The following is a 19,256-nucleotide window of genomic DNA, read 5'->3' as shown; positions in this document are numbered from 1 at the left end:
GCATCCGGAGGCCGCGCGGACATGTTGGACAACTATGAAGTGGACAGGTTCGGGGTGATCCACCAGATCGATTTCACACCGATCAAATACGACAAGAAATACATCTCCTACTACGAGGACCTGAGCGACCGGACCATCAAGCTCGGCTATCAGCGGCTTGGCTGGGTGCTCGGCATTACCGGCGAGATTCCTCGTTCCGTGTTGGAAATCGGATATGGCACGGGCACATTTATCGAAGCCGCGAAGATAACCGGCGTCACCGATTGCGCCGGCTGCGATATCGCCGAGTTTCCCCTGCCCAAGGGTGTCCGCTTCGTCGACTGGGACGAGGCGCTCGCCGGCACCTGGGACCTTGTCGCTATGTTCGACGTGCTGGAGCACATCCCTGATCTCGGTTTCCTTTCCCGGCTTCAGACCCGCCACCTGGCCGTCGCCGTCCCCTATTGCCGCTGGCGCGAGCTCGGCGCCGACGGCGACACATGGTTCGCCAAGTGGCGCATGCGCCTCCCCAACGAGCACCTGCACCATTTCGACCGCGACTCGCTGGTAGCGCTCCTCGCGGCCAGCGGCTTCGAGTGCGTGACGCTGAACTGCTTCGAGGACGGGATCAGGTTGCGGCCCGGCGAAGCGGGTCCGAACATTCTGTCGGGCTTCTTCAGGAAGCCAAAGGCCCCTGAAGCCGGCTGAGCGCCAATGGCGGACTACTCGCCCAGGCGAGCTCGCCCAGGTGACGACGGACCCAGTTCATCTCCTCAGAAGCCGTCCGTCCAAAATGCCGCTTGAAGTCGCGGCTGAACTGAGCCGCGCTCGCATAGCCGACCGAAGCCGCGACCTGAGCGATCGTGCCCTTGCGTACGATCATCAGTCTTGCCTCGTGCAGCCGCATCGCTTTCACGTACTGCATCGGGCTGCTTCCGGTCATCTCCTTGAAATGAACGTGGTAGGAAGGCACGCTCATGCCTGCTTCTCCCGCCAGATCGCCGACCGAGATTTCGGAGCTGTAGTTTTCCCGCAGCCATGCGAGGCTCCGCACGATCCTCCCCGACCGGCCCCTTTGCTGCAGGGCCGCGGTCATCGCGCCGCCTTGCGGGCCAATCAGGACCCGGTAATGCAGCTCGCGCAGAAGGCTTGATCCAAGAACGGCGGTCTCGGCAGGATTGCGAAGCGCCGTCAGCAGGCGCAGCAGGACATCCTCGATGTCGGAGCCCATCCTGCTCGAGACGAGGCTTCGCGGCCTGCCGCTTGCCATTGCGGAATGCGTTTCCAGCTGTGCTGCAATCTCGGCCGCCAGCCGCATGTCGAACTCGACATAGACCGCAAGCAGCGGGCGATCGGGGCTGGCCGTCGACTCCATTCGAAACGGAACCGGCACCGATACGGCCAGATAATGTTCTTCATCGTAGAGGTAGACCTCCCGCTCCAGGATGCCCCGCTTGCTCCCCTGCAGGACGAACACCGCGCCCGGCTCATAAAGCACCGGGACGTCATGGAGCACTGCCTCCGTCCGGAGCACCCGCACGCTCTCAAGTGCGGTCGCATTGTATCCAGTGCGGTCGGCGAGAGCTGTGGCCAACTCGACCAGTTCCCGTCTTCGTCCGATGTCCGCTTCAATAGGATTTGGCAAGCCATTCATAGAAATTGCAATCGAAGACACCATCGCCCCATACTATTTGCCAAGGCGCACTCCATCAATGAAAGACCGCAAACCGTGGCAGAAAAGACCTTCTTCATCACCGGCGCCAATTCCGGCTTTGGCCTCGCCATCGCCTCCGCCGCCATCCAGATGGGCCATACGGTCATTGGCACCGTACGGTCCGAGACGTCACGCGCGGCACTTGCCAGAGCCCTTCCCGCGATCCGGACGGTCATCTGCGATGTCACGGAGTTCGACCACGTGCCGGACGTCGTCGCGCAGGCGGAGGAAGAGCACGGACCCGTCGACGTCCTGATCAACAATGCCGGCTATGGCCACGAGGGCGTGCTTGAAGAGTCCCCGCTCGAAGAGATGCGGCGTCAGTTCGACGTGAACGTCTTCGGCGCCGTGGCGGTCACAAAGGCGTTTCTTCCCAGGTTCCGCGAGCGACGCCGCGGATTCATCGTCAACATCACGTCGATGGGCGGCATGATTACAATGCCGGGCATTGCTTACTACTGTGGCAGCAAGTTCGCGCTCCAGGGCATATCGGAAGTGATGCGTTCGGAAATGGCTCCGTTCGGCGTTCGGGTTACGGCCGTCTGCCCCGGCTCTTTCCGGACGGACTGGGCCGGGCGATCCATGGTCCGGACCGAAAGGTCCATCGGCGACTATGATGCGCTTTTCGATCCGATCCGGGAGGCCCGACAGGCGAAAAGCGGCAACCAGCTTGGCGATCCCGACAAGCTTGCGACGGCCGTATTGGCTTTGGTGGAATCCGAAGCCCCGCCACCGCAGCTCCTGCTTGGCAGCGACGCCCTCAGGCTCGTGGTCGAGCGTATCCAGCGCCTGCAGCAAGAGATCGAAGCCTGGAGGGCGGTAACCATCTCGACCGATGGCTGACACGGCAAAGCCACGGTTACACGGTTGGGTCACACCGTGGCACGAACCTATGCCAGCGCGTTGACGGTAGGCAGCCTCATGGACCGCCCGTAGCTGTCGGGCGCGAGACGCAAGGTCAGCACTGTCACGATGGCGATATAGGCAGGTGCAGCAGCCAGCCGGCGCGAAAACCGCCGGTCATGTCGTGCAGCACCGCGACGATCCAGGGCGGTATCGCGGCGATGAGAAAGCCGCCGCCCCGGGCTCGGCCTGTCGCTGCTGCCGCGGAGCGTGACGATCGGGCATCGCGTCCGGCCCTATGCCCGACTTGGCGCCGAGCCTTCGATGGTGGTCTCCCTTTATGCCGGGCCGGTCGCGGAACTGGCCGAGCGCATGACCGCGGTTCTTGCCACCCGGTCTCAGGTATCCGAAGGAGCGCGGGAACAACTCACCCGCATTGCCTTCCGCGCCGGCTCGCACAATAGTCGAGCCGATGTTCGAGGCGATTGCGAGTCACTGGTCCACGCTTATCCTGATCCTGTCGCTGGCGATGGCGGCGGTGGGCATCGTCCACGCCATCATGACCAAGGAAGACGTGCGCGCCGCCACCGGCTGGGTGGGCGTGATGCTCTTGTCACCCTTTCTCGGCGCGATCATCTACGCCATCGCCGGCATCAACCGCATCCGCCGCGCGACGATCAGCGCCATGCGTCCCGTTTCCAGCGAGGCGGCTGCCGCCAGGCACGACCGCGACGTCGCGCTCGAAGCCCTGATCAGCGCCGAATTCGGCCAGCGCTTCACCGGGCTGAAGACGCTTGGCGACAGGGTGGCGCGGCGTCCGCTCACATCGGGAAACACCATCGCCGTGCTCAAGACGGGCGATGAGGCCTATGCGGCGATGTGCCGGGCGATCGACTCGGCGCAAAGAAGCGTGCTGCTCGAAACCTATATCTTCGACAATGACGCGGTGGGCGCGCTTTTCGTGCAGTCGCTCGGCAATGCCGTCAAGCGCGGCGTCACCGTGCGGGTGCTGATCGACGCCGTCGGCGTGCGCTACTCGGTGCCCAGCATCCTGAAGCAGCTCAGGGAAGCCGACGTCACCGTCGATCTCTTCAACGGCAACATCGTCATGGGCCTGAGACTTCCTTATGCGAACCTCAGGACCCACAGGAAGATCCTGATCGTCGACGGCACGGTGGCGTTCACGGGAGGCATGAACATCCGCAAGGGATTCTCGACCGAATTCGCCGGTTCCGACAGTTCGCGCGACACGCATTTCGAAGTCACCGGGCCGGTGGTGGCCGATCTGTTCTCGGTTGCCGCCGAGGACTGGCGCTTTGCCGGCAACGAGGCCCTGAAGGACGGGCCCTGGCAGGTCGAGCGCGCGGTGCCGCCGCCCGGACAGCCGATGCTGGTGCGCGCGGTCGCGACCGGACCGGACGCGTCCAACGAAACCAATCTCAAGCTGCTGATGGGCGCGTTTTCGGTGGCCCGCAAATCGATACGCATCATGTCGCCCTATTTCCTGCCGGACCGCGAATTCATCAGCGCGCTGACCACGGCCGGCCGGCGCGGCGTCGAAATCGACATCGTCGTGCCGGCGGTGAACAACCTTTTCCTCGTCGACCATGCGATGACGGCGCAGTTTGACCAGGTCTTGAAGCACTATTGCCGCGTCTGGCGCCACGAAGGCTCGTTCGACCATTCGAAGCTGATGGCGATCGACGGCGTGTGGGCCTATGTCGGCTCCTCCAATCTGGACGCCCGCTCGCTGAGGCTGAATTTCGAGATCGACATGGAAGTCCTGGATGAAAACTTCGCCGCCGAGATCGACGCCCGCATCGCGGCGGCCATCTCCACGGCCCAGCCGGTGACGCTGCAGACGCTGAGGGAAAGACCGTTCATAATCCGCGTCTTCGACCGTTTGCTGTGGCTGGGATCGCCCTATCTTTAGAGCAGGAAATCGAGCATCGGGATCATGGAGATAGACGACATCAAAGGACGCAGTCTGCCCGAGACGGTGCTGCTCTCGATCCGCGGCAGAAGCGCGCGCAAGGCGCGGGCGACGCCGCGCAAGCGCGTCAACGGCGCCGAGATCGTCGTCGCCTCCTACAATGTCCACAAATGCATCGGCACCGACCGCAGGTTCGATCCGGATCGGACGGGGCGCGTCATCCGCGAAATCAGCCCCGACGTGATCGCCCTGCAGGAGGCCGACAACCGCTTCGGCGACCGCGCCGGTCTGCTCGATCTCGCCCGCCTCGAACACGATACCGGGCTGGTGCCGGTGCCGGTCATCGGCAACGGCAAGGGACATGGCTGGCGCGGCAACGTGCTGTTGTTCAAGCGCGGCAGCGTGCGCGACGTCCACCAGATCAAGCTGCCGGGGCTGGAGCCGCGCGGCGCGCTGGTCGCCGAGATCGATCTCGACGAGAAACGGTCGCTGCGAGTCATTGCCGCGCATCTCGGCCTGCTGCGCCGCTCGCGCTCGGAACAGGCCCGCGTCGTGCTCGACATCATGAGCAGCGCCGACGAAAGGCCGACGCTGCTGCTCGGCGACCTCAACGAATGGCGGCTCGGCAACCGCTCGGCGCTGAACACGCTGCACACGACATTCGGCCCGACGCCGCCGGCGGTGCCGACTTTCCCATCCGGCCTGCCGGTGCTGGCGCTCGACCGCATCATGGGCAACCGGCACGATCTGGTTTCAGGCGTCGAGGCGCATGACACGCCGCTGTCGCGCGTCGCCTCCGACCACCTGCCGCTGACGGCGTTCGTGCATTTGTAGCGGTGCCATGCAAGAGTGGCCTTCGGTCCGTCGAAGGTTCGCGGATCAGGAGCTAGGAAGGCCGGCTCTCGACAGCATCTCGAGGAACCTGCCGTGATGGTCGTCCCTCACATAGCGGGGCATGAACCCAGGAGCGACATTGCCCAGGTTGAGATGTGGAAGCTGTGACAGACAGTGATGGATGGCCCGCGAGGCCTCTTCATTGTTCCCTGTCGCCGAAGCGGTTGCCGCCCAATAAAGGGCGCCGCGCACGAATCCCGGCTTTATCCTGACCACCTTGCGGGCGACTTCGAGTGCCCGCCGATCGTCCTGACCGGCAAACAGCGCCAAAACTAGGCCGTGGTGGCGCCAGAAGTCGATGACGTCATGCGTTCCAAGCCGGATCGCTTCGTTGGCCGCGCGCACTGCCTCGCTGACCTGTCCGCGCAGCGCGAAGAGCATCGCAATATCGCCGTGGCCGCTGGGATAGCTCGGATTGAGGCTGATTGCGTGCTGGCATTGCACGATCGCCTCGTCGATCCGGCCATCGCATTCGTAGGCGAATGACAGGATGCAGCGGGCAATTTCGTCGTCGGGCACGGCCCTTACCGAGTCCTCGGCAAGCTCGATCGCACGGTCGATATGCTCCTGCTTGCGAGGCAAGGCGCCGAACGCACCCCCCATGGTCGTCGCGATTGACAGCGTCCGTTTCGCGCGGACGTTGTCGGGCGCAATCGCCAGAGCTTTTTCGGCGAGATCCTTCGAGACCAGCAACGAGTCCCGGGTCATCTCGAAATATTTCATCAGGGCTTCGTTCACCAGCCGGCGCACTTCGGGAGGACCGGGCGGGCTCTTGTCGCGAACCTTCCAGTTGGTCAACTGAAGCTCAAGGCTCACCGCCAGCACGACCGACTGCGCGATCCTGTCCTGGAATTGAAGCGCGCTTTCCGATTGGCCGTCGAACTTCTGAGCCCAGACATTGTGGCCACCCGCGGCATCGACAAGCTGGATGTTCACCCTCAGCCCGTCTCCCGACCGCTGGACGCTGCCCTTCAGCGTGTAACGCGCCCGCAAGCTGTCCTGCGCCCTCGGCTCCTCGCCGTTTTTCTCGAGGGCCGAGATAACGATATAGTCGGCCACCTCGGAGAGCGCCGTGGTGATATCGTGGACCAGACCCTTGGCGAAGAAGTCGTCGCCGCGCTGTCCCGTCAGATTGACGAAGTCGGCCATGGCGATGGATGGGCGTCCCGAGCGCTGACCGGCGATGGCTCCGTTGGCCGTCTGCGGATTTGACGGTGACCCTGTCGAGGAAAGCAGCGATTGCCAGAGCGTTCGTGTCTCGGCGCTGACATCGACACCGAACTCCTTCCTCAAGACGCTTCTGCAAGCCTCGAAGGTTCGCAACGCCTGGTCTCGCTGACCGCCCGCAACGAGCAGTTCCATCTTCAGCCGGTAGGCTTCCTCCCGCGTCGGTTCCATGGCCAGAATTCGATCGGCCACGGCAAGCCCGCTTTCGGCATCCACGAGACGGGCGAGCTTCTCCAGCGACGGAAGCGCGCGGCTCAGCAGCCTTTCGCGTTCCTGTGCCGCCCAATCGTCGAAAACATTGGTGCCGACATGAAACCCGTCGAGAAACGGCCCCGTATAAAGCGCCAGGGTGGTTTCGAGCTCCGAAGCAGACCGGCCAGACAGGCCGGCTTCGAAGTCCTCCACGTCAACCCGCACCGCGTTTGCCTTTATCCCAATCAGCTCCTTGTGGGACTGGATGATATCCATACCCGCGCGCGACAAATCCCGGCGCAGGACACTGAGCGTTTGCCGCAGGCTGTTGCGTGAGTGTTCGCTGTCGCTGTCGCTCCAAAGCAGGTCGGCCAGCCGCTCGCGTGGCGCCGCCATACCGGGACAAAGGGCAAGATAGGCGAGGATAGCGGCACCGCGCTTTCCGGTCAGCAAGAGCTCACTGCCAGCTTCCCTCTCAATTCGAAAACCACCGAAGAGAGAAATCCTGCCAGCAATGAAGCCTTTCCCACCCTGCATTGCCAACGGGCCCCCAGCCTGACGAAATTCTAACTCAAAACTAACGCCTCGCAAACGCCAAGCCCGCCATTCCAAGCGTTATCGTGACGCACTTCATTTAGCATCCCCTGAAAGAGGAATAGCTGATTTCTCGACAAGTTTCTTGTCAGAGGGGGAAATAAGATGGTCGAATGTATTCATGGGACTTTTGGCTCTGATGCGGAGCCGATCAGGCATATCAATTCATTGCTGAGACTGGCGACATTCGCGACCTCAATACTTTGGGGACCTGTCGCGGATGCAAACAACGTCGGTCTGGCGTCGATGCGTGTCGACGTAGCCGTGGTCTTCGCCGTGGATTTCTCCTCCTCGATCGATCCCAAGATCGCCGACATGCAGCGTGAAGGCCACGCCGAAGCGCTCACCTCGCCCGAAATCATCCGCGCCATCTCCCAGAACTATCTCGGTTGCATCGGCGTGGCCTATTTCGAATGGTCGAGCCCGGGTCGCTCGCGCACCGTGCTGCCCTGGACACGCATCTGCGGACTGGACGATGCCAAGGCGGCCGCGTCGGTGATCAGCAAGACGGGCGACACCGGCCATATCCGTCGAGGCCGGGGCGGAACTTCGGTTTCGACGGCAATCGATGTCGGAAGCCTCCTGCTCGACGAGTTTCCAGGAAATGCCATGAAGAAGGTGATCGACATCTCTTCGAATGGCGAGAACAATGACGGGCTGCCTGTGCAGCCAAGCCGGGAAAACGCCATCGCCAAGGGTTACACGATCAACGCGATCGCCATTCCGGCCGACGACGAAGACCCTCGCCAACCGCTGGCTTCCTACTTTGAGCAGTCGGTTATCGGCGGCTCACAGGCCTTCGTGATGTCACCGAAGGAGCCGCGCGATTACGTCACGGCCCTGCGCCGCAAGCTGGTGACGGAAGTGAGCATGAATGCCGAAACGCCCGATCGAGCGTCGGCACTATCCGCCTCCGTTGCAAATATCCAGTAGGCTTGCACGCCATTCGTGAAGGACTTGCCGGCGGAAGTTCGTCCCGCCGAGACGACGCAGGTGCCCTACCCCTCGCTCAGCCAGACCAGCATCTCGCCGGGGTCGCGATTGTCCCAGGCGAAATAGGGAATGGCCTTGAGCTTCGTCTCCTTCGTCGCCGGCGGTTCGGGGCGATAGAGATCGTGACCCCAGTTCTTCGTTTCGGCCCGGCTGCCGATGGCCGAAAGCGTGACGACGCCGCCGAGCAGGTTCGGCTCCTTGTTGGCCTCGAGCCTGGCCGTGCGCGATAGCGCTATGCGATGCAGCCCGCCGCCATTGTCGGTTTCCTCGACGCAGTAGATCAGCGGGCCGCGCGCCAGCGCGACGCGGCCGATGTCCTGCCGCACCTGCGGGTTGGCGAAGAGGCGCGCCATCGACATTTCGAGATCGAGCTCGACCTTATCGCCCTGGCGCCATTCGCGGCGGATCGCGGCATAGCCGTCGACCGTCGCCGCTTCGAGATCGACCAGCTTGCCGTTGATCCGAAGCGCTGCCTTCCGGCACCAAGCAGGCATGCGCAGATGAAGCGTGAACGCAATCGGCGCCTCCGGCCCGACCTCGATCGCGACCGCGCCATCCCAGGGATAGTTGCAGGTCTGGACCAAGGTAACCTGCCGGCCGGCGATCTCGAAGCGCGCGGTCGAGTCGCCATAGAGGTGGACCGCCAGCGCATCGTCGGCGAGGCCGTAGAAATAGCTGCCGATCGAGGCCACCATGCGGCCGATGTTGGGCGGGCAGCACGGGCAGCGGTGCCATTTCCAGCGATGGTGGCCGCCGCGGCTCTCCAGCGGGTTCTCGTAGAAGAACAGCGAGCCGTCGAGCGACAGGCCCGAGATCGAGCCGTTGTATAAAGCCCGCTCCATCATGTCGGCATAGCGCGCGTTCGGACCCATGCCCAGCATGCGGCTCGCCCAGAACACCAGGCCGACCGAAGCGCAGGTCTCGGCATAGGCGGTCTCGTTGGGCAGGTCGTAGTCGTTGGTGAAGCCTTCATTGTCGGCCGACGGACCCAGACCGCCGGTGACGTAGAGGCTTTTCGTCGTGAGATCGTCCCATAGCCGCTCGAGCGCCACCTTGAGCGTGTCGTCGCCATATTCGGTCGCGATGTCGGCCATGCCGGAATAGAGGTACATGGCTCTCACCGCATGGCCTACGACCTTGTCCTGCTCGCGCACCGGCTTGTGCGACTGGTTGTATTCGTAGGTCTTGAAGTGGAAATCCTTCGGGTCGGCGCCGCGCGCCAGCGCCTCCTCGTCGAAGTAATGCGGCTGCTGGCCGCGCTGGTCGATGAAGTATTTTGCCAGCTTCATATACTTGTCGTTGCCGGTGACGCGGGCGAGCTTGACCAGCGCCAGCTCGATCTCCTCATGGCCGCAATAGCCTTTTTTCTTCTCCGGCTCGGGGCCGAACATCGAGGCGATGTGGTCGGCATAGCGGCTCATGATGTCGAGGAGCTTGCGTTTTCCCGTCGCCTGAAAGTAAGCGACGGCGCCCTCGATCAGGTGGCCGGCGCAGTAGAGCTCGTGGCAGTCGCGCAGATTGGTCCAGCGCAGGCCGGGCTGGATGCGCTGGTACCAGCTCGACAGATAGCCGTCCTCCTGCTGCAGCTTGCCGTACATGTCGATGACGGCGTCGATCTTCTTTTCCAGATCGGAATTTCGGCGGCGGTAGAGCGAATAGGCCGCGGTCTCGATCGTCTTGCCCCAGTCGGAATCCCAGAACATCTGGGTGGTCACGGTGCGCGCGGTAAAACCGTCGCTGACATGGAAGGGGATGACGACACCCGGTGACGGCACGTCCGGATCGATCTGCTCCAGCATGCGCGCCTCGACACAACGGTCGTAGAGGATGCCGGCGGTCTTGGCGGCCACGGCATCGACACGGTCGCCCCAGAAGCCGCGGACATCGACCTGCGGCACGGGAAGCGGCCGGAAGGCAAGCTTCGGCCTGGCGGAGGTGCCGGTCTGCGCGGCGGGCTGCGATGCGGTCATGATTTCACTCCATTCGAATTACTTGACGGCCCCGGCCATCAGGCCGCGGATGTAGAAGCGCTGCAGCGCCAGGAAGAGGATCAGGCAGGGCACCATCATCACCGTGACGCCGGCCTGCACGGCGCCCCAGTCGATGGCGCCGAAGCGGCCGGACTGAAGCGCGGTCATCATCACCGGCAAGGTGAATTTGGACTGGTCGGTCATCAGCACGAGTGCTGCCAGGAACTCGTTCCAGGCGCCGAGGAAGGCGAACAGCGCGATGGTGACGACGCCGGGCCAGACCAGCGGCAGCATCACCTTCACCAGCATGGTGACGTTGTTGGCGCCGTCCATGCGCGCTGCCTCCTCGATCTCGCGTGGCACGGCGTCGAAGGCATTGCGCATCATGAAGATCGAGAACGGCAGCTGCAGCGTGACATAGACGCAGACCAGCCCGGTCAGCGTGTTGTGCAGGCCGAGTTTCGTCAGCACCAGGAAGATCGGCGTCAGGATCGACTGGAACGGGATCATGATCGTCGACAGGATGAGGACGAAGAAGAAATCCCGGAACGGAAAGCGGAAGCGCGAAAAACCGTAGCCGGCGAGCACGCTGACCAGAACCGAGAGCAGCACCGTCATCACCGAGACATAGATGCTGTTCTGCGCCGAGACCCAGAGCCCGTCGCCGAAGGAGTTCAGCGTCTGATAATTCTCGATCGAGAAGCCGGTGGTCGGCCAGGGCGGCAGCGGCGGCTGGCGCGCTTCCTGCGCCGGCTTGAAGGTCGACAGCACCGTCCACACGATCGGCGCCAAAAACAGCACCGAGGCGACGATGCCGGTCGAGTGCCTGGCGAGGCTGAAGGCCGCTTTGCGGTTTTGCGACATCGCCTCGGCCATCAGTCGAGCCCCTCGGGCTTGCGCAGCAGCCAGAGCTGGATGAGGCTGAGCGCCACCAGGATGACCAGCAGCACCATGGAGAGTGCCGCGCCGTAGCCGAGCTTGAACGAGACGAAGGACTGGTTGAAGATCCAGTAGACGGCCGTCAGCGTCTGGTTGCGCGGGCCGCCGCGCAGGATGATGTAGAACTGGTCGAAGGCCAGGATCGAGCCGGCGACCGACAGGATCAGCGCCAGCGCCAGCGTGCGGCGCATCAGCGGCAAGGTGATCGCCCTGAACCTGGCGAACGGGCCGGCGCCATCGATGACGGCGGCCTCCTGCAAATCCTGCGGGATCGATTGCAGACCGGTCATCAGGATGATCATGGTGAAGCCGGCGACCTTCCAGACCACCATGGCGATGATCGACCAGAAGGCCGGCTGGAAGGTGGCGAGAAGATTGACCTTCTTGCCGGTCAGGCCGAGGTCGAAGGCGGCCGGGCTGAACAGGCCGGAATCGACATTCAAGAGCCACGACCAGAGCAGGCTTGCCGAAGCAAAACCCACCACCGCCGGCATGAAGAAGGCGGTGCGGTAGAGATTGGTGAGCGGGCGCGGTCTTTCGATGAAGATCGCCAGCGGGAAGGCGACGGCGAAGATCGCGATGGTGACGATCACCGTGTAATAGAAGGTGAATTTCAGCGCATTCCAGAAGCGCGTGTCGCGCAGGATGGCAAAGTAGTTGTCGAGGCCGATGAAGGAATGCTCGCCCATCAGCGGCCAGTTGTGCAGCGACATCCACGCCGTCATGCCGAGCGGGATGACGAAGAAGACGGTGACCAGGGCGACCGCCGGCAGGACATAGAGCAGGCCCACCCATTGCCGGCGGCTGGTGCGTGCGCGGGCTCGGGCGGGCGCGGAGGTGGTGGCGATGGCGGTCATGGCTGGGCCTCCCCTTCTCCCCTTGCGGGAGAAGGTGGATCGGCGCGCAGTGCCAAGACGGACGAGGGGTGTTCCAGCGGAGTGAGGCGTCGGCGTTCCCTGGAGCGCCCCTCATCCGACCGAGCTTCGCTCGGCCCCCTTTTCCCGCAAAGGGAGAAGGTGGAGCCAGCCCGCCTGCGCCCCCTCACCCGGATTGCCGACCGGATTGCGAAGGGCAATCCGGGGCAATCCGACCGCTCCCCAAGGGGAGAGGAGATCGCAAGCGTCGGCGCCAAACTCTTCTCCCCACCAGAGAGAAGGTGGCCGCGAAGCGGCCGGATGAAGGGGTCTTTTCTCAACGCGTCAGTCCCTGCCATTCAGCGATGGATCATCCGGCCGCCCGGCCAGGGAGACGGAGCGGGCGGCCGGTCAGAGCCTTGGCGGCGAGGCGGTGCGCGATCCTCGCCGCCGGCTGGCCCTGTGTTACTTGTTCGGCGCCTGGTCGATGATCGACTGCATGGTATCCTGCGCGTTCTTGATGGCGCCGTCGACGTCGTCGCCGAAGAACACCTCGTTGATCATCTGCGTCCACGGACCGTTGGCAGAGTTGATCAGGTCGTTGAACACCACCGAATAGGGCGTCCTGCCCTTGGCCATCGCCTCGGCCGCCACCTGGTAGCGCGGGTCGAGATCCTTGAGCGCATCCTTGGCGATGTCGTTGCGCACCGGCAGGCTGCCATATTTGGCAAGGATGGTCTGGCCCTCGAGCGAATAGGCGAAGTCCAAAAACTCCTTCACCACGGCGATCTTCTTGGTGCCCTTGGTGACGACGAAATTGTCGCCGCCGGCGAAGGACGACCAGCCGCCATCCTTGCCCGGCAGGAAGGTGATGCCGTAGTCGACGTCCGGATACTGCGTGTTGAGCGCGCCGATGGCGAAGGCGCCGGACGGCGAGATGCCGATCTTGCCGCCGGCAAAGGCGGCGAAGAAATTGGCGCCGGTATCGGTCTGCGCGCCCTCGGGCACCAGCCCTTTCTTGACCATCGAGCGGTAGAGGTCGATCGCGCCGCGCAACTGCGGGCTGTCGAGCGTCGCCTTCGAGCCGTCCTCGGACAGGATGTCGCCGCCCGAGGCCCAGATCAGCGGCGTGAAGGTGAAGATGTTGCAGCCGCCGCAATTGCCCGAGAAGTAGAAGCCCTTGATGTCGCCGCCAAGCGCGTTGACCTTCTCGGCGTCGGCCTCGATCTCGGCCCAATTGGTCGGGCCCTTCTCAGGGTCCAGCCCCGCCTGCTTGAACAGCTTCTTGTTCCAGATCAGCACCGAGGCGTCGGCCGAGAACGGCAGGCCGTAGATGCGGTCCTTGTAGGTGCCGGTCTTCACATGCGCCGGCGACAGGCTCGAAAAATAGGGCAAGGATTTCGCCCAGTCGGTGATGTCCTCCAACTGGCCGGCGGCGGCGAAGGACGGCGTGTAGATCAGGTCGAGCGAGAGCGCGTCGGGCGCCGTGCCGCCGGCGGCGGCCGCGCCATATTTCGGGATGATCTCGGCATTGGGAATGATGTCGAGCTTGACCTGGTCCTTGTTGGTCTTGTTGAAGGCGTCGACGATGCGCGGCATGAAGTTCGAGCCGTCGGCGCGCACCCAGATGTTGGCGGTCTCGGCGGACGCCGCCTGCAGGCCGCCACCAATGACGGCTGCCGCAAGGGCAAGCCTGGCAAAAATGGTCTTCATCTTACTCCTCCTCATGGTTCTCCTCCCTGTTCTGCCCACGCCGCCCTGCTTGTTCGGGCGCGTGGCCTTGTTGCTTCATTGCGGCGGACTGCCGCATGACTGACGCACCACCAGCCGGCACGGCAGTTTCCTGATGCCCGGCACGGCCGGCTGGCCGTCGACGAGCGAAAGCAGGGCAAGCCCGGCCTCGCGGCCGAGGCTCGCCAGGTTCATGTCGATGGAAGTCAGCGGCGGACGCGTCGCCTCGGCCACGATCTCCCAATTGTCGAAGCCGATGACGCCAACATCCTCGGGCACCCTTATGCCGCGCTCGCGCAGCGCGTCGATGACGCCGCGGGCAATCTGGTCGTTGCCGCAGAAGACGGCGTCCGGCCACCCCTCCCTGCCCGCCTTGCTGAACAGTCTTGCCACGGCATCGTGGCCCCAGGCTTCCGACCATGCGCCCAGCAGCGGCTCGCTCAAGGCCAGGCCGTTCTCCGTCAGGACATCGCGGTACGCCCCGGCCCGCGTGTGCACCACCTCGAAGCTCGCCGGTCCAGTGACATGGGCAATGCGCCGGCGCCCGAGCCGCACAAACTGCTCTACCGTCAGCCGCGCGCCGCCGGCGTCGTCAGAGACGAGGCCGACCGCGCCGGGATCGGGCTGGGTGAAGGCGTAGACGACCGGGATGCGCAAGTTGGAGAGATCGACGGGCAGATGGCGGTCGATGCGTTTTCCCGTGGCGACGATGCCGTCGACGCGCTTGTCAAGCATGGCCTCGACATGCAGCTGGCCGAGCCGCTGGTCATCCTCGACATTGCACAGGAACACCGAGACGCCCTTGTCGACCAGCGCATCCGAAACGCCAGCCATCAGCGGCAGCGAGAAGCGGCCATAGGTATCGTTGGTGAGCAGCCCGACGGTGAAGGAGCGTTTTCGCAGGAGGCTCTGGGCCAGGCTGTTCGGCCGGAAGCCGAGCAGCCGCGCCGTCTCGCGGATGCGCTCGCGCGTCTCCGCCGTCATCCGCCCCTGCCCGTTCAGCGCCTTCGACGCCGTGGCGACGCTGACGCCGGCCGCGGCAGCGACCTCGCGCAGCGTGACCGGCGGCTTGGCGGAGACAGGTGAGGCATCCGAAGACATATCGTGCAACCATTCCCTGAGTTGGGAAAAGGTTTTCTCTTATCGGCCTGCGTGGTGATGACGGATGAGGTCAGCAAGCGCAGGGCGATTTGGGAAAAGGTTTTCTCAAGCGAAATCTAATCCGAAAACAAGGGTGAACGCAAGGGGGCATGAAGAAGGCCCAACGCCTTGTCCGGAAACCTTACAGCAACGAGGGCTCAAAGTGGCAACCGTGCTGACGCTGCCCGGCTCCCACTCATCAGCTCGCATCTGCACTGCGACGGTTCGCACTGCCGATTGCCGATCGCGTCTCTATCCCGCGACCCGAAAGCTCGACAGCGGCCGCGACACCCAACCCTCGATCTCACGCGTGACGAAGGTGGCGGCCTCATGATGGATGAAATGGCCGGCGTCGGGCAGCGCCACCACGGAGCTGATGTTGTCGACTTCGCGGAATGTGCCTTCGAAAGCACTGGCCGGAACATAGGGATCGTGGGCGCCGAACATCACCAGCGTCGGTGCTTTGACCAGAGGCAATTGACCGATGTCCGGCACCCTGCCGAGCGGAATATTGGCCCTGTAGTAACCCAGCATCGCCTCCGGATCGGAATGCCGGAGCGACGCTGCGAGAGCCTGTCGGTCGGCCTCGTCGGCGACCCATCCGGCAAGCTCCTCCGGCGCCGGCATGGCGGACGCGCCTGCCTCCTGGAAGCGGCGCACATAGGCGAAATACCGGGTGTTGGCTGGATCGGCGATGGCGCGCAGATAGTTGCGCGGATGAGGGGAGGAAAGGACAACCAGATGGCGAACCACCTGCGGGATCCGCATGGCCAGCCACCAAGCAATGGTCCCGCCCCAGTCATGACCGACGATCGAGGCTTGGGAGAGTTGTTCGGCCACGAGCACCGAAAGCACGTCCTCGACCAGATGCGGCAGCAGCGTGTAGTGGGCATGTCCCCGCGGCGCGTCGCTTCGCCCGAATCCGCGCAAATCCGGTGCCAGCACCCTGAAACTGCCGCGCAGAGCCTCGATCTGCCTGCGCCAACCAAGGCCATGGTCGGGAAGGCCGTGCAGGAAAAGGATCGGCGGGCCGGAGCCCGCCGCGACATAGTGCAGTTTAACGTTCCTGTTAGATGCGAACCTGGACTCGAAACCTGTCTCCGAAGTCACCCTGACCGGCCGCCGCGATCACATCTTTACTTCGAGGCGCAGGAACGGGCCTTGGAAAACCTGATTCTTGTGATCTGCGTTCACAAGCAGATCGTGCCACGCCTCGATCTTGTAACCAGCAGTGAAGGTAGCGTTCGTTATCGGCGTCCAGCTCAGGCCAAGCGATGCGTCGAGGTTCGAGACCGTTTCGTTCGAGCCCTGACTGGCCAGAGTTTCGGAAAAGTGTTCGTCTGGGTTTGTGGACGAGATATTGACACCGACATGCGCGGTGCGGCGGCCCCACATGACTGCGCCCGAAGCCGAGCCTGTCAGGCCCCAGTTCTCGCCAACCGGATAGTAAGCTTCCGCACCAACGCGCGGGCCGATGCCCCAGTACTCGGCCGTACCGATCTTGTCAGCGGCGATGCCCTTGTCGGCAGGATTGGTGGGGGTGAACTTTTCGGAAATCTCGCCCAATGTCTCGTCGGAATGCACCAGCCGCAGGCCGCCGAAGAAACGGATATCGGCCTGTTGCACCTTGACGTGCTTGCCGACGTCAAAATCGAAAGTCTGGAAGCTGTAGCCGTCGCTGTAAGTCCCTGTAACAAGGCCCTCAGGGTTCGTCTCAGGCTGCTCGAAGAGGAGGGCAGAGCGGTCCTTGCCGAGTTGGACAGCGGCGGCAAGACGCCAATCCCAGTCCGGAGAGATCTGCTTGGTCAGCGAAACTGCCCCGGAAATATCACCGTTGCCTTTACCCAGCTTGTCGCTGCTCAGCTTGTCGTCGTTATGGAGATTGTTCCAGAAGTACGAGCCTTCGAACGACATCTTGATGCGCGAATCAATGACCGTCTGATCCGAGGGCTGCGCCTCGGTTGCGTTAGCCGTGGCCACGCCTGTTGCCGTTAGGGAGGCAGCCGAAGCCGCCACCGTAGCTAAAAATTTACCCGTGCCCTGCGAATGCATTTAAGTCCCCACCCAGATTCCAGCCGGGTTGTTATTGCAGACAAGTTTATAACCGCCTATTGCCGCTGCGGGATGCCAACGACTTTGCGGCGTGACTGTCGCATTTTTGCAACAATAAGGGACATCGTTAGCTGAACGAATACCGAAGTGGTCGTGCGTTCAGACATGGAGGTAGGGTGAGCGATCCAGCACAAATTGAAGGCATGCTCAACAGTCTCGTCTACAACCTATTCGCGCGGAGCGGGCAGGATGATGGACGAGCAACCGGCGCTAAGGAAATCGGCAACCTCGTCGTATTCGACCATCCGGAGAGCGTCGACGAGATCGTCAAGTCGCCTGCCCTGTTCCGGAAGAACTTCTCGCTGATCTCGGCCCTCGGCTTCAGCCGCTTCAACACCAATGACGAGGAATGGGCGACAAGACGCGCCATCACCCAGGATCGCTATCTCGCGGCGGCCAAACCCGCCCATGGGCAAAGCGTGTCGGATATATTCAGCGGCGACCTTGCCGATTGCGAGACCTCCCTCGCAGGAATCCACCAGGCGCTTTTCACCGGCGCCATGACCATTTTCTATCAGGCCTTCGGACTTGTCGCGGAAGCGCGACCAACCGCTGTGCTTTTCGACCGAGTCCGTGAGACATTGCGCCGCCTGCAGTATTATTCCTGGGTCACGCCAACCAATGCCGAAAGAGACAGCGCCATCCAAGATGCCCGCGCGGTCATCGCGGATTTCGGTTCGCAACTGATGGCGGATCCGCGGGCGGCCGCGGAAATGGACCGTTTCTCGGAAAGAGCAGCCGGGATCGACGGCTTTTCCCCGATCGAAGAATTCGTGATGAATCTGTTCGCTGGCGTCGAAACCACCGTCACGACAGTGCAGTGGGTGATCGATAGGCTCGGCGCCAACCAGCAGGTGCAGGAGCGTATCTATAGTGAGATTGCTGGCGGCAAGGCACAGACACCGTTTACTGACTGCTTCATCAACGAGACGATGCGCTATTTCCCACCTATACCGTTCCTCACCCGCGAAGTAAGCACCGATGCGGTTCTGGATGGCACGTCGCTACGGGCCGGGCAACTTATCATGCTGTCCCTCGTCGGTGTGCACCAGCATCCTGAATTCTGGGAAAATCCGAGGACTTTCGATGCCAGCCGCAAGGAGTTCATCAACAACAGTTTCGACCGCCGCGCCTTCATTCCCTTCCTAACCGGACCGCGTATGTGCGGGGGCGCACGCCTGGGCCGACTCGAGGTGGAGCAGGCGGTTCGCGCGGTCGTGCGCCAGTTCGCCTTTACTCGCGCCGACGACGTTATCCGCTTCGACTATGCGCTGGCGCTGCGCCCGGCGAGCGGCATGTCCGTCCAAGTGTCAAGGCGCTGATCGGCTCTGCTCCGCCTCGACAGGCATGTCGCGCCAAAGTTGACGGATCAAGCCTCCGAACTGTCTTGCGATAATCGACTTTACGGAGGCGTCGTTGCTGTAGCGACCATTTGCAGCGAGGGCATCATTGCGCAGATTGCGGGCTGGAAACCAGTTCCGCATCGTCGCCTTCACATTGTCGTGGGGATTGACGACGAAATCCTCATAGGCCACATGAGCAACCCTCGTCACGTCAATGGTCGAAAGGTAGCTCCGCCACTTTGCCTCGGAGTCCGCGATGTGTCGCACGGTGTCAATAACCGCCTTCTGACTTATCGTTCTCAACATAGGGACACCGGGCAGCGTTTCCCCGCCATCGAATGGCTGACCAGTATGCAGCATCGAAAGCAGGCTGACCGTCTGATCGACTTTGTTCCGGCGGGACAGGAATACATAGAACGAGCTTGCATCATCCTCGCCGATCGAGAGGCGGGCGAAGTCCAGATTGCCGAAAAACAGCTTGGCCGCGAATACGCCTTCGACTGAGCGCCGCATCAGAAGATGCTTTCCATATGACGACGCACCGCGATCGAGCGCCGGGACGTCGAATGTGTCGTCTCCCGTCCAGCGCCGCATGAGCGGTACCGCGAATTGCCACTGGAAGTATTCGGTGGGCAGGCCAAGTCCAAAATGCCGCATGACCTGGCAATAGGTATGGCCGGCGGTTCTCGGCGTGGTGCAAATCAGGATTCTATACGGATTTTCGGCCGCGCCGTCGCGATCGAGATCAGCTGAGAGCAATCGGGTATATGTTTCATCGAAGTGCGATCCCGCCATGAC

At 62.9% G+C, this 19,256-nt stretch carries 16 protein-coding genes; 6 read left to right on the top strand and 10 right to left on the bottom strand.

Going from position 1 to position 19,256, the window contains the following annotated elements:
- The first annotated feature begins 21 nt into the window (after positions 1-21).
- A complete protein-coding gene (locus FJ414_RS03040; RefSeq protein ID WP_140641163.1) occupies positions 22-687 on the top strand; it encodes a class I SAM-dependent methyltransferase in 666 nt (221 codons plus the stop codon).
- Here the strand turns inward: FJ414_RS03040 and FJ414_RS03035 are convergent.
- The gene (locus FJ414_RS03035) at positions 656-1,633 is read right to left on the bottom strand and encodes an AraC family transcriptional regulator (RefSeq protein WP_140641161.1); all 978 of its coding nucleotides are present in this window, start codon (positions 1,631-1,633) and stop codon (positions 656-658) included. The genes FJ414_RS03040 and FJ414_RS03035 overlap by 32 nt on opposite strands.
- Positions 1,634-1,708: 75 nt before the next feature.
- Between FJ414_RS03035 and FJ414_RS03030 the strand changes: the two genes are divergently transcribed.
- The 3 genes from FJ414_RS03030 to FJ414_RS03020 all read left to right on the top strand — a co-directional run bounded on the left by FJ414_RS03030 (position 1,709) and on the right by FJ414_RS03020 (position 5,303).
- The gene (locus FJ414_RS03030; protein ID WP_140641159.1) at positions 1,709-2,536 is read left to right on the top strand and encodes an oxidoreductase; all 828 of its coding nucleotides are present in this window, start codon (positions 1,709-1,711) and stop codon (positions 2,534-2,536) included.
- 472 nt (positions 2,537-3,008) lie between these two features.
- Positions 3,009-4,469, top strand: a complete 1,461-nt coding sequence (locus FJ414_RS03025) for a phospholipase D-like domain-containing protein (protein ID WP_140641157.1) — start codon at positions 3,009-3,011, stop codon at positions 4,467-4,469.
- 24 nt (positions 4,470-4,493) lie between these two features.
- Entirely contained in the window at positions 4,494-5,303 is an 810-nt protein-coding gene (locus FJ414_RS03020) for an endonuclease/exonuclease/phosphatase family protein (protein ID WP_181166970.1), read from the top strand.
- A 45-nt stretch (positions 5,304-5,348) separates the two neighbouring features.
- On the opposite strand, the gene FJ414_RS03015 is transcribed toward FJ414_RS03020, so the two are convergent.
- Positions 5,349-7,319 (bottom strand): BTAD domain-containing putative transcriptional regulator, encoded by a 1,971-nt coding sequence (locus tag FJ414_RS03015; RefSeq protein WP_140641569.1) that lies wholly within the window; start codon positions 7,317-7,319, stop codon positions 5,349-5,351.
- A gap of 303 nt (positions 7,320-7,622) precedes the next feature.
- Between FJ414_RS03015 and FJ414_RS03010 the strand changes: the two genes are divergently transcribed.
- Positions 7,623-8,309, top strand: coding sequence for a DUF1194 domain-containing protein (locus tag FJ414_RS03010; RefSeq protein ID WP_246672281.1), 687 nt, complete (start codon positions 7,623-7,625; stop codon positions 8,307-8,309).
- 65 nt (positions 8,310-8,374) lie between these two features.
- On the opposite strand, the gene FJ414_RS03005 is transcribed toward FJ414_RS03010, so the two are convergent.
- The 7 genes from FJ414_RS03005 to FJ414_RS02975 form a co-directional block, all read right to left on the bottom strand.
- Positions 8,375-10,339 (bottom strand): glycoside hydrolase family 127 protein, encoded by a 1,965-nt coding sequence (locus tag FJ414_RS03005; RefSeq protein WP_140641155.1) that lies wholly within the window; start codon positions 10,337-10,339, stop codon positions 8,375-8,377.
- Between the two features lie 18 nt (positions 10,340-10,357).
- Positions 10,358-11,215: a carbohydrate ABC transporter permease gene (locus tag FJ414_RS03000; RefSeq protein ID WP_140641154.1), complete on the bottom strand. Its 858-nt coding sequence runs from the start codon at positions 11,213-11,215 to the stop codon at positions 10,358-10,360.
- Complete coding sequence (locus FJ414_RS02995; protein WP_140641153.1) at positions 11,215-12,135, bottom strand: sugar ABC transporter permease; 921 nt, start codon at positions 12,133-12,135, stop codon at positions 11,215-11,217. The genes FJ414_RS03000 and FJ414_RS02995 overlap by 1 nt, the downstream gene beginning before the upstream one ends.
- A gap of 462 nt (positions 12,136-12,597) precedes the next feature.
- A complete protein-coding gene (locus tag FJ414_RS02990; protein ID WP_140641152.1) occupies positions 12,598-13,845 on the bottom strand; it encodes a sugar ABC transporter substrate-binding protein in 1,248 nt (415 codons plus the stop codon).
- A 75-nt stretch (positions 13,846-13,920) separates the two neighbouring features.
- On the bottom strand, positions 13,921-14,964 hold the full coding sequence (locus tag FJ414_RS02985; RefSeq protein WP_140641151.1) for a LacI family DNA-binding transcriptional regulator: 1,044 nt from the start codon (positions 14,962-14,964) through the stop codon (positions 13,921-13,923).
- Between the two features lie 291 nt (positions 14,965-15,255).
- Positions 15,256-16,113: an alpha/beta hydrolase gene (locus FJ414_RS02980; RefSeq protein ID WP_140641150.1), complete on the bottom strand. Its 858-nt coding sequence runs from the start codon at positions 16,111-16,113 to the stop codon at positions 15,256-15,258.
- Positions 16,114-16,131: 18 nt separating this feature from the next.
- Entirely contained in the window at positions 16,132-17,055 is a 924-nt protein-coding gene (locus tag FJ414_RS02975) for an Lpg1974 family pore-forming outer membrane protein (RefSeq protein ID WP_140641149.1), read from the bottom strand.
- Positions 17,056-17,231: 176 nt separating this feature from the next.
- Between FJ414_RS02975 and FJ414_RS02970 the strand changes: the two genes are divergently transcribed.
- Complete coding sequence (locus FJ414_RS02970; protein ID WP_140641148.1) at positions 17,232-18,437, top strand: cytochrome P450; 1,206 nt, start codon at positions 17,232-17,234, stop codon at positions 18,435-18,437.
- Here the strand turns inward: FJ414_RS02970 and FJ414_RS02965 are convergent.
- Positions 18,426-19,253, bottom strand: coding sequence for a Stf0 family sulfotransferase (locus FJ414_RS02965; protein ID WP_140641147.1), 828 nt, complete (start codon positions 19,251-19,253; stop codon positions 18,426-18,428). The genes FJ414_RS02970 and FJ414_RS02965 overlap by 12 nt on opposite strands.
- Between the last annotated feature and the right edge of the window lie 3 nt (positions 19,254-19,256).

The sequence above is a fragment of the Mesorhizobium sp. B3-1-6 genome (assembly GCF_006439555.1).
Taxonomy (GTDB): Bacteria; Pseudomonadota; Alphaproteobacteria; order Rhizobiales; family Rhizobiaceae; genus Mesorhizobium.
This window is presented reverse-complemented; position numbering and strand designations above follow the sequence as displayed.

Coding starts and splice junctions, on each gene's coding strand:
- FJ414_RS03040 (WP_140641163.1), top strand. CDS start 22: ATGTTGGACAACTATGAAGTGGACAGGTTCGGGGTGATCCACCAGATC.
- FJ414_RS03035 (WP_140641161.1), bottom strand. CDS start 1,633: ATGAATGGCTTGCCAAATCCTATTGAAGCGGACATCGGACGAAGACGG.
- FJ414_RS03025 (WP_140641157.1), top strand. CDS start 3,009: ATGTTCGAGGCGATTGCGAGTCACTGGTCCACGCTTATCCTGATCCTG.
- FJ414_RS03020 (WP_181166970.1), top strand. CDS start 4,494: ATGGAGATAGACGACATCAAAGGACGCAGTCTGCCCGAGACGGTGCTG.
- FJ414_RS03015 (WP_140641569.1), bottom strand. CDS start 7,319: ATGCAGGGTGGGAAAGGCTTCATTGCTGGCAGGATTTCTCTCTTCGGT.
- FJ414_RS03010 (WP_246672281.1), top strand. CDS start 7,623: ATGCGTGTCGACGTAGCCGTGGTCTTCGCCGTGGATTTCTCCTCCTCG.
- FJ414_RS03005 (WP_140641155.1), bottom strand. CDS start 10,339: ATGACCGCATCGCAGCCCGCCGCGCAGACCGGCACCTCCGCCAGGCCG.
- FJ414_RS03000 (WP_140641154.1), bottom strand. CDS start 11,215: ATGGCCGAGGCGATGTCGCAAAACCGCAAAGCGGCCTTCAGCCTCGCC.
- FJ414_RS02995 (WP_140641153.1), bottom strand. CDS start 12,135: ATGACCGCCATCGCCACCACCTCCGCGCCCGCCCGAGCCCGCGCACGC.
- FJ414_RS02990 (WP_140641152.1), bottom strand. CDS start 13,845: ATGAAGACCATTTTTGCCAGGCTTGCCCTTGCGGCAGCCGTCATTGGT.
- FJ414_RS02985 (WP_140641151.1), bottom strand. CDS start 14,964: ATGTCTTCGGATGCCTCACCTGTCTCCGCCAAGCCGCCGGTCACGCTG.
- FJ414_RS02975 (WP_140641149.1), bottom strand. CDS start 17,055: ATGCATTCGCAGGGCACGGGTAAATTTTTAGCTACGGTGGCGGCTTCG.
- FJ414_RS02965 (WP_140641147.1), bottom strand. CDS start 19,253: ATGGCGGGATCGCACTTCGATGAAACATATACCCGATTGCTCTCAGCT.